The sequence below is a fragment of the Bradyrhizobium sp. P2_E8 genome, from assembly GCF_056403875.1.
Window position 1 is genome coordinate 1 of record NZ_JBFUES010000184.1, and the last position, 9,631, is coordinate 9,631.

Below are 9,631 nucleotides of genomic sequence, written 5' to 3' on the forward strand. Positions count from 1 at the left end.
TCCTCAAGCCGCGCGAGAGCGGCGAGGTGCAGGACCGTCCGCCGGCCGAGCTCACCGAAGCCGTCAAGGCCTTCACATCGGTTGCCGAATACTGGCTGTCGGACACGTCCCGCTCCTCCGATCTCCAGACCAAGCTCGCCAAGGACTATCTCGACCTCTGGGGGTCGGCGGCGCGCCGCATGGCCGGTCAGGAGGCCCCGCCCGCAATCGCGCCCTCGCCGCGCGACAAGCGCTTTGCCGACCCGGAATGGAAGTCGAACCAGTTCTTCGATTTCGTGATGCAGCTCTATCTGCTCACCACCAGATGGGCGCAGGAGCTGGTGCGCGACGCTGAGGGGCTTGATCCGCAGACCCGCCGCAAGGCCGAGTTCTACGTCCAGCAGATCACCAACGCGCTGTCGCCCTCGAATTTCGTGCTGACCAATCCGGAAGTGCTGCGCGAGACGGTGGCGAGTAGCGGCGACAATCTCGCGCGCGGCCTGAAGATGCTGGCCGAGGACATCGCCGCCGGCAAGGGCATGCTGAAGATCCGCCAGTCCAACCCGGACAATCTCCTCGTCGGCGTCAACATGGCGACGACGCCGGGCAAGGTGATCTACCAGAACGAGATGATGCAGCTCATCCAGTATTCTCCGACCACGGAGAACGTGCTGCGCACCCCGCTCCTGATCGTGCCGCCCTGGATCAACAAGTTCTACATCCTCGATCTCAAGCCGGAGAAATCCTACATCAAGTGGTGCGTCGACCAGGGCATCACCGTGTTCGTGATCTCATGGGTCAATCCCGACAAGCGGCTCGGCAACAAGAGCTGGGAAGACTACATGAAGGAAGGCCCGCTCACGGCAATGGACGTGATCGAGAAGGTCACCGGCGAGATGAAGGTGCACACCGCCGGCTATTGCGTCGGCGGCACGATGCTCGCGACCACGCTGGCCTGGCTCGCCGAGAAACGCCGCCAGCGCGTGTCGTCCGCGACGTTCTTCGCGGCGCAGGTCGACTTCACTCATGCCGGCGATCTCCTTGTGTTCGTCGACGAGGAGCAGATCGCATCGCTCGAGCAGGACATGAGGGCCGCCGGCGTGCTCGAAGGCTCGAAGATGGCGATGGCCTTCAACATGCTGCGCTCCAACGATTTGATCTGGTCCTATGTCGTCAGCAACTATTTGAAAGGCCAGCAGCCGAGCGCGTTCGACCTGTTGCACTGGAATTCGGATGCGACGCGCATGACCGCGTCGAACCATTCCTATTACTTGCGCAATTGCTATCTGGAGAACCGGCTGTCGACCGGCACGATGGTGCTCGACAACACGCTGCTCGATCTCTCCAAGGTCAAGGTGCCCGTCTACAACCTCGCCACCCGCGAGGACCACATCGCGCCGGCCGAGTCGGTGCTGTACGGCTCGCAGTTCTTCGGCGGCCCGGTGAAATACGTGCTGTCCGGCTCGGGCCACATCGCCGGCGTGGTCAACCCACCCGCCTCGAACAAGTACCAGTACTGGACCAACGACAACATCAAGGACGTCAACGTCGCCGAGTGGATGAAGGGCGCGGTCGAGCACAAGGGCTCGTGGTGGCCGGACTGGCGGCAATGGCTGGGCGAGCTCGATCCCGAGGAAGTCCCGGCGCGCACAGTCGGCAGCGAGACGCTCCCCCCGATCGAGGATGCGCCCGGCAGCTATGTCAGGGTTCGCGCATAGCGGAATCTCCTGCGCTTGTATAAGCTCGCCTTCAGCACTGCGACGAGAGAGGGGACCGCACCATGACGCGCGAATTGTTCTGGCTGACACTGACGGTGATCCTGACCGGGATCCTCTGGATTCCCTACACCATCAACCGCTGCCAGGTTCGAGGTCTCAGTGGCGCGCTGGCCAATCCCTCGCGCGGCGACAAGCCGCAGTCGGAATGGGCGAACCGCCTGATGTTCGCGCATGACAACGCCGTCGAGAACCTCGTGCTGTTCGCGCCGCTGGTGCTGATCCTGAACGCCATCGACTATTCCACGAAATGGACCGTGCTCGCCTGCGCCGTCTACTTCTGGTCGCGCGTCGCACATCTGATCGTCTACGCCATGGGAATCCCGGTGTTCCGCACCCTGGCCTTCACCGTCGGCTTCCTCGCGCAGGCCGTGCTGGCGCTGGCGATCTTCAAGGTGGTTTGAAACAGCAGCGTCGAGGGTCGCTGGACGCTGCTGCAATCCAAAGATATCCTCGCACGGTAACAACCGAAGCGGGGGAATCCCGATGCGGATCCTTTTGCCAGTCCTCGCGGTGCTCGCGCTCGCCGGATTATGTCGCGAGGCCGGCGCGCAGGCGCCATGCCCTGAATTGCGAAGCCTGCGCAGCGAGGCTGTCGAAGCCTCAAAACCGACGACGCGCGCCTTGATCTCGGACCGCTGTGACGCCTACATCCGGGCCTCGCGCGCCTGGAGCGCCGTGGTCGATTATGCGAACGACCATCGGGACGTCTGCGAAATCTCCGACCGCTTGCTCGGCGACCTCGAGACGTATCGCCGCGAGGCCGTGGCGGCCCGCAAGAATGTTTGCGCCGGCCGCCCTGTTCGACCGTTTCCAGCCGACATTGTTTTGCAGTGAGTGACGGCGCGTTGCGCCAGGCCCCGGCTCTGCAGCGCATCACTCCGAAGAAGTGTTGCGCTGCGTCCGGGGCACGAGGCTGCCCTACTCCTCCGCCAAGCCCAGCATCAGCCGCATGTTCTGCACGGCCGCACCCGAGGCGCCCTTGCCGAGATTGTCGAGCCGCGCGACCAGCACCGCCTGGTGATATTTGTCGCTGGCGAAGACGTGGAGCTCGAGCATGTTGGTCTCGTTGAGCGCCTCCGGCTCGAGCTTGCCGCCCTTGGTCGCCTCGTTCTGGAGCGGCATCACCGAGACGTATTTCGAGCCGGCGTAACGCTTGGCCAGCGCGGCCTGAAGGTCCGCACCGCTGGGCTTGCCCGGTAGCGTGTCGAGCTGGAGCGGCACCGAGACCAGCATGCCCTGCCGGTAGTTGGCGACCGAGGGAATGAAGATCGGCCGTCGCGTCAGGTTCGAATAGAGCTGCATCTCCGGCAGATGCTTGTGCTCGAAGCCGAGGCCGTAGAGCTCGAAGGACGGCGCGCTGCCGTCTTCAAAGCTCGCGATCATCGACTTGCCGCCGCCGGAATAGCCGCTCACCGCGTTGACGGTGACGGGATAATCGGGCGGCAACAGGCCGGCATCGACCATCGGCCGCAGCAGCGCGATCGCACCGGTCGGATAGCAGCCGGGATTGGAGACCTTCTTCGCGGCCTTGATCTTGCCGGCCTGGTCCGGCGTCAGCTCCGGAAAGCCGTAGGCCCAATCGGGCGCGACCCGGTACGCGGTGGAAGCGTCCAGCACCTTCGGCGCCGCAGCGCCCATGCTGTCGATCAGCGCCACCGTCTCCTTCGCAGCATCGTCGGGCAGGCAGAGGATGACGAGATCGACCTCCTCCATCAACGCCTTCTTCGCCGCGGGATCCTTGCGCCTCTCGTCGGCGATCGTCTTCACGGTGACGTCGCTCTGGAGCTTCAGCCGCTCATTGATGCCGAGCCCGGTGGTGCCGGAGCCGCCGTCGACGAAGACGGTGGCGGGCTTCTTGGCCGCGCCGGAGGTCGGGGCTTTGGTTGTTTCCGTGAGGCTCATGGCGCGTTCCTTTCGAGCATGTTGGTTTCGTTCGCGAAGGCCTCCGGCCTCACGTCCTGCATCAGTTGTGCAATCTCTCTGGCGTCGGCAGCGGGTTGCGCACCGAGCGCGTTGGCGATCGCGGTATAGTCGGCGTCCGATTTGTGCTGGTTGAGCTTGAAGCTGCCTTCGACCTCTTCAACCGTCATGACCAGACCCACGATTCCCTTCTTCAACGCTTCCAGCCGGCCTGCCGTCATCTTCGCCGATGTCCACGGCTTCTTCGGCAGCAACCAGTTCTCGAACTTGTCGCTGAGCGTGTCGATCTGCACCGCCAGCTCGTCGTCCGACAACAGCTTCACCGGCCCGCTCAGATGCACCGACTGGTAGAGCCAGGTCGGCACCTGATCCGGCGAGACGTACCAGTCGGGCGATACATAGGCATCGGGGCCGTTGACCGCGAGCAGCCAGGAGGTCGCGCCATCCGCAAGCTTTAGCAGCGGATTGTGACGGGCAACATGAAAGGCGGCCTGCGGCGTGCCGTCAGCGGCATAGGTCAGGTAGAACGGCAGCGGCGAGGCGACCGGCTTGTGGCCGTCGAAGGCGCACATCGTGCCGAAGCCGCGCTCGCTTGCGAATTTCAGGCTCGCAGCGCGGTCCTGCTTGAAAAAGGGTGGCGTGTACATCGTGGTCTCCTGCTGGGCCTCCTCGGGGGGCCGCCGGATCAGATCGCGCTGACAGGAGAGAGAATGCCGCGGATCGGATCCAGCGGCAAAGACGATGATCTCAAACGCGATCGACCGCCCAAACCGCTAAAGAGCGGCGGCGGCGACGRGCGAACAGAATGGTCGCGGCGTTGATCATGGCGCGCGGCTATAAGGCCAGATCTGGTTCCCGTCAAGGTTCAGGCGTCAGATCACGCGCCAGATCCATTCCATGATCTTGGCGATCACGTCGCCGAACAGCAGCAGCGCCGCCGACCAGACCAGCGCCGAGACGAAATTGGCGACCTGGAAGCTCCAATAGGGCATCTCGAAAATGCCGGCGGCGAGCGGCACGGAGGCGCGCAACGGGCCGAAGAACCGGCCGATGAAGATGCTGGGTACGCCCCAGCTGCGCACGAAGGCCTCGCCCTTGGGCAGGAGTTCCGGGTAACGCGAGAGCGGCCACATCTGCGCGACCTTCTCCTTGTAGCGGTAGCCGAACCAATAGGAGACCCAGTCGCCGAGCGCCGCGCCGATGCCGCCGGCAATCCACACCGGATAGAAGCTGATGCCGCTCACCCCGATGAGGGCGCCGATCGCCACCAGTGCGCCCCAGGCCGGGATCAGCAGCGAGATGAAGGCGAGCGACTCCCCGAACGCCAGCAGGAAGACGATCGGAGCCGCCCAAGCCTCGTGCGCGCGCACGAAGTCGGTCAGTGCGTGCGCAAACTGCTCCATGCCAGAATAGCCTTCCCGCCCCGTCTCAAGGTCCTGCTCAGTGAAAAAGACTGGTAAGCCAGGGACTTGTGTGACATCAAGTCACAAAGTCCGGCTGAGCGTGGACCTCGCTGTCAAATTGCCGGCAACTGAGCGACCCGCGGCGTAAAATCGCCGGGATTAGCTCCCAACCCCGGCGCCGGCTGGCCCTGCGGTGACCTTTCCGGGCCAGCCGTGTCATAGTCGCCCGAACCGATTCGCCGCCAGCGCGGCCCTCAAAACGTATCAAGATTCATGTCCAAACAGTTGAAGCCCAAAGCAAAAGACGACTTTTTCGGTGGCGACGAGCCCAAGCCCCGCGCCGCCAAGGCGGCGCCACGCGCGGGCGGCGCGGAAGCCGACTACACCGCGGCGGACATCGAGGTGCTCGAAGGCCTGGAACCGGTGCGGCGCCGGCCCGGCATGTATATCGGCGGAACCGACGAGAAGGCGCTGCATCACCTGTTCGCCGAAGTCATCGACAACTCGATGGACGAGGCGCTGGCCGGGCACGCGACCTTCATCGGCGTCGACCTCAGCGCGGACGGCTTTCTCACCGTCACCGACAACGGTCGCGGCATCCCGATCGATCCGCATCCGAAGTTTCCGAAGAAGTCGGCGCTCGAAGTCATCATGTGCACGCTGCATTCGGGCGGCAAGTTCGACAGCAAGGTCTACGAGACCTCGGGCGGCCTGCACGGCGTCGGCATCTCCGTGGTGAACGCCCTCTCCTCCCTTCTCGAGGTCGAGGTCGCGCGCAGCCAGAAACTCTACCGCATGACGTTCGAGCGCGGGCACCCCAAGGGCAAGCTCGAGGATCTCGGCAAGATCAACAACCGCCGCGGCACGCGCGTGCGCTTCAAGCCCGATACCGACATCTTCGGCGCGAAGGCCGCGTTCAAGCCGCAGCGCCTGTTCAAGATGACGCGTTCCAAGGCCTATCTGTTCGGCGGCGTCGAGATCCGCTGGAACTGCGTGCCCGAGCTGCTCAAGGGCGTCGAGGACGTGCCGGCGGAAGCGACGTTCCACTTCCCCGGCGGGTTGAAGGATTATCTCGCCGCCGCGATCCACGCCGACACGCTGGTGCATCCCGACATCTTCTCCGGCAAGTCGGGGCGCAACGGCGCGCATGGCGCCTGCGAATGGGCGGTCGCCTGGACCGCGGATGCCGACGGCTTCCTCTCGTCCTACACCAACACGGTGCCGACGCCTGATGGCGGCACGCATGAATCGGGCCTGCGCAGCGCGCTGCTGCGCGGCCTGAAGGATCACGCCGAGCGCGTCGGCCAGGGCAAGCGCGCCTCGTCCATTACGTCGGAAGACGTGATGGTCGGTGCGGCCGTGATGCTCTCGGTGTTCGTGCGCGAGCCTGAATTCCAGGGCCAGACCAAGGATCGCCTCGCCACGGCGGAAGCGCAGCGCATCGTCGAACAGGCGATGAAGGATCCGTTCGACCACTGGCTCTCGGGCAATCCGAACCAGGCCAACAAGCTGCTCGACTTCGTGATCGACCGCGCCGAAGAGCGCCTGCGCCGCCGCCAGGAGAAGGAGACGGCGCGCAAGACCGCGGGCAAGAAACTCCGCCTGCCCGGCAAGCTCGCCGACTGCAGCGATGCCGGCACCGAGGGCTCAGAGCTCTTCATCGTCGAGGGCGACTCGGCCGGCGGCAGCGCCAAGCAGGCGCGCGATCGCAAGACCCAGGCCGTGCTGCCGCTGCGCGGCAAGATCCTCAACGTCGCCTCGGCCGGCAAGGACAAGCTGACGGCGAACGCCCAGCTCTCCGACCTCGTGCAGGCGATCGGCTGCGGCACGCTGGCGCAATATCGCGAAGAGGATCTGCGCTACCAGCGCATCATCATCATGACCGATGCCGACGTCGACGGCGCCCACATCGCTTCGCTGCTGATTACCTTCTTCTACCGGCAGATGCCGCGGCTGATCGACGAGGGCCATCTCTTCCTCGCGGTGCCACCGCTCTACAAGCTCACCCACGGCTCGAAGTCGGTCTACGCCCGCGACGACGCGCACAAGGAGGCGCTGATCAAGAGCGAGTTCAACGCCAACGCCAAGGTCGAGGTGAACCGCTTCAAAGGCCTSGGCGAGATGATGCCGGCGCAGCTCAAGGAGACCACCATGGATCCGGCCAAGCGGACCATGCTGAAGGTGGTCCTGCTGGCCGACGACCGCGACACCACGGCGGATTCGGTGGAGCGCCTGATGGGAACCAAGGCCGAGGCGCGCTTCGCGTTCATCTCGGACAAGGCCGAGTTTGCCAATGAGGATCTGCTGGACGTCTGACCTGGTGCGCTCCCGTCAAAAAGCCCCGGCTCAAGTCCGGGGCTTTTTCATTGGTGGAGACGATACCGCCCTGTCCCGGCGCTTGATGCGCCACGTCGCCGCGACTCGCCGCACGCCAGCCCGCGACTCGGCCAGCGGCTCACAGGGGCCAGGGCTGAGGCAGGACTGCCTCCGTTTCGGACAAAGCTGCGCTCACTAACGAAACCTTACCCGAACCGAAGATTTGCAAATTCACGTAACAATCTGAAAACGCATATCTTTTTGAAATTTCGACATCCTCGCCCCCAGGCCCGGCCGATGGGCGTTTTCCGGCGAGTGTGCCTGCCCGGCAACAGCATTTCGGCGAGAACCGGCTATAGTCCGGGCATCAGACGACACGAACTCCAGTGCGCTCGCGCCTGCTACAGACCAAGGTTGGGGATTTTATCATGAAGAAGATTTTGCTGGCTCTGACCGCAGTTGCGGCGATGACCGGTTCGGCCTCGGCGGCTGACCTTGCGGCCCGCCCCTACGTGAAGGCCCCGGTGGCGGCGCCCGTCGCCAACTGGACCGGCTTCTACATCTTCGGTGGTGGCGGCGGTGGCCTCTCGAACGCTGACCAGAGCGTCGTTGATACGGTAACCGGCACGCCGTTGACGATCACCCAGCGCCAGGGTGGCTCGGGCTGGTTCGGCACCGTCGGTCTCGGCTACGACTGGCAGTTCAACAGCACCTGGGTCGCCGGTGTGTTCGCTGACGGTCAGTTCGGCAGCATCCGCGCCACCATTCAGGATCCGCTCTTCCAAATCACCGGCAGCCAGAAGCTGGAAGACTCCTGGGCCGCGGGCGTTCGTCTCGGCTGGCTGGTCGCCCCGAACGTTCTCTCCTACGTCAACGGCGGTTACTCCGGCGCTCACTTCGGCCAGACCAACTTCACGAACCTCGCAGGCGTGCCCGTCGGCGCTCACCTCGGCAGCTACAACCGCAACGGCTGGTTCGTCGGTGGCGGCGTCGAGAACAGCCTGAATATCTTCGGCATCACCTCGCCCGGCTGGTTCATGAAGACCGAATATCGCTCGGCCTTCTACAATGCCAAGACCCAGACCGAGCTGCTCGACGCCGGCAACGTTCCGCTGGTCAACAGCATCCGCGCCAACAGCTGGAATCAGACGGTTTCGACCTCGCTGGTCTACCGCTTCAACTGGACCGGTCCGGTCGTCGCGAAGTACTGATCCGAACGCAAGTTCAGACGTCAAAGCCCCGGCATCGTCCGGGGCTTTTTGTTTGTGCGAGGCTCTCGAGCTCTAGCGGCCGGTGCTTGCCTTGAGCGTCCGGTAGGCCTCCCCGAGCTGATTCTCGATCCTCATCCAGTCGGCATCGGTGATCGCCTCACCCCGCGCATCGCGAAACGCCATGGCTTCCGCCCGGGCGATGCCGAACTGTCTGATGCCGGTATCATCGGCGGCCCTGCCGTATGTCAGCGCGGCCACGCGCGCGATGGTGAGGCCATAGTCGCGCGGAGCCACCGCTTCGCGGCGCGCCTGCCACCAGTCGAGTTCGAGACGGGCGGCCTCCTCGACGTCGAATGCCACAGGCGCGGCCGGCGCAAAGTTGCGGTAGTACGCCACGAGGGCCGGCAGGGCTGCATCGGCCTCCCGGCGCGACCGCGTCGGCTGGAACGTCCTGGCGGCCTCGGCCGCGCTGAACGCGACATGCAGGCTTTGAAGCGGAGAAAAGCCGAACTGCGTCCGCGTCGATTCGTAGAGATGGTAGAACAGCGCGCCATAGCGCTTGTCGTAATAGTCGCGCCACATCGCGGTCTCCAGCCGCGCCATTTCGGCCGGGTCGAACGCCCGCAGATCCGCATGACGCGGAATGACGGCATAGGCCGCAACGAGCGCGGCCGCAGCCGCGGTCCCCAGGATCATCTTGCGCGCGAACATGCGTCCTCTCCCGGCAGTCTTGCATCCACGACCATTGTATCCGGACCGAAGCTACGGCTAGTCTGGCCGGAAGTTTTCGTGGCCGCGGCAAACGTTCATGTCCGTGGACCGCGACGAAGCAGACCAACGGGGAGGAACGCATGCGCAGATTTCTGCTGATCGCAGGCCTGTTTGTCCTCGCCGTCGGGCTGCTCTGGATCGGACAGGGCACGGGTACGGTTCCCTGGCCGCGATCGAGCTTCATGGTCAACCAGCTGCAATGGGCCGGCTATGGCGCAGCCATGGCCGGCTTCGGGCTGGTCCTGATCTGGCA

General features: G+C 64.5%; 9 protein-coding genes. 5 read left to right on the forward strand and 4 right to left on the reverse strand.

Translation table 11 applies throughout. The features are described 5' to 3' along the window. From AC1D00_RS12975 to AC1D00_RS12985, 3 genes are all read left to right on the forward strand, one after another. The coding region (locus AC1D00_RS12975) for a PHA/PHB synthase family protein (protein ID WP_477010939.1) at nt 1-1,697 on the forward strand (1,697 nt) is incomplete at its 5' end. A 62-nt stretch (nt 1,698-1,759) separates the two neighbouring features. Next, a complete protein-coding gene (locus AC1D00_RS12980; protein ID WP_092182395.1) occupies nt 1,760-2,158 on the forward strand; it encodes an MAPEG family protein in 399 nt (132 codons plus the stop codon). 82 nt (nt 2,159-2,240) lie between these two features. After that, nucleotides 2,241-2,591, forward strand: coding sequence for a hypothetical protein (locus tag AC1D00_RS12985; RefSeq protein WP_477010940.1), 351 nt, complete (start codon nt 2,241-2,243; stop codon nt 2,589-2,591). Nucleotides 2,592-2,675: 84 nt separating this feature from the next. Here the strand turns inward: AC1D00_RS12985 and argC are convergent, their stop codons facing one another. The 3 genes from argC to AC1D00_RS13000 form a co-directional block, all read right to left on the reverse strand. Next, nucleotides 2,676-3,659 (reverse strand): N-acetyl-gamma-glutamyl-phosphate reductase, encoded by a 984-nt coding sequence (gene argC, locus AC1D00_RS12990; RefSeq protein WP_477010941.1) that lies wholly within the window; start codon nt 3,657-3,659, stop codon nt 2,676-2,678. Next, nucleotides 3,656-4,324 (reverse strand): FMN-binding negative transcriptional regulator, encoded by a 669-nt coding sequence (locus AC1D00_RS12995; protein WP_477010942.1) that lies wholly within the window; start codon nt 4,322-4,324, stop codon nt 3,656-3,658. Before AC1D00_RS12995 ends, argC begins: the two co-directional genes overlap by 4 nt. A gap of 225 nt (nt 4,325-4,549) precedes the next feature. Next, on the reverse strand, nt 4,550-5,080 hold the full coding sequence (locus AC1D00_RS13000; protein ID WP_135173608.1) for a DedA family protein: 531 nt from the start codon (nt 5,078-5,080) through the stop codon (nt 4,550-4,552). Nucleotides 5,081-5,353: 273 nt separating this feature from the next. Between AC1D00_RS13000 and parE the strand changes: the two genes are divergently transcribed. Then, entirely contained in the window at nt 5,354-7,396 is a 2,043-nt protein-coding gene (gene parE, locus AC1D00_RS13005) for a DNA topoisomerase IV subunit B (RefSeq protein WP_477010943.1), read from the forward strand. 428 nt (nt 7,397-7,824) lie between these two features. Further along, nucleotides 7,825-8,607, forward strand: a complete 783-nt coding sequence (locus AC1D00_RS13010; protein WP_135173606.1) for an outer membrane protein — start codon at nt 7,825-7,827, stop codon at nt 8,605-8,607. Between the two features lie 72 nt (nt 8,608-8,679). Here the strand turns inward: AC1D00_RS13010 and AC1D00_RS13015 are convergent, their stop codons facing one another. Beyond that, on the reverse strand, nt 8,680-9,318 hold the full coding sequence (locus AC1D00_RS13015; RefSeq protein ID WP_477010944.1) for a hypothetical protein: 639 nt from the start codon (nt 9,316-9,318) through the stop codon (nt 8,680-8,682). Nucleotides 9,319-9,631: the final 313 nt, after the last annotated feature.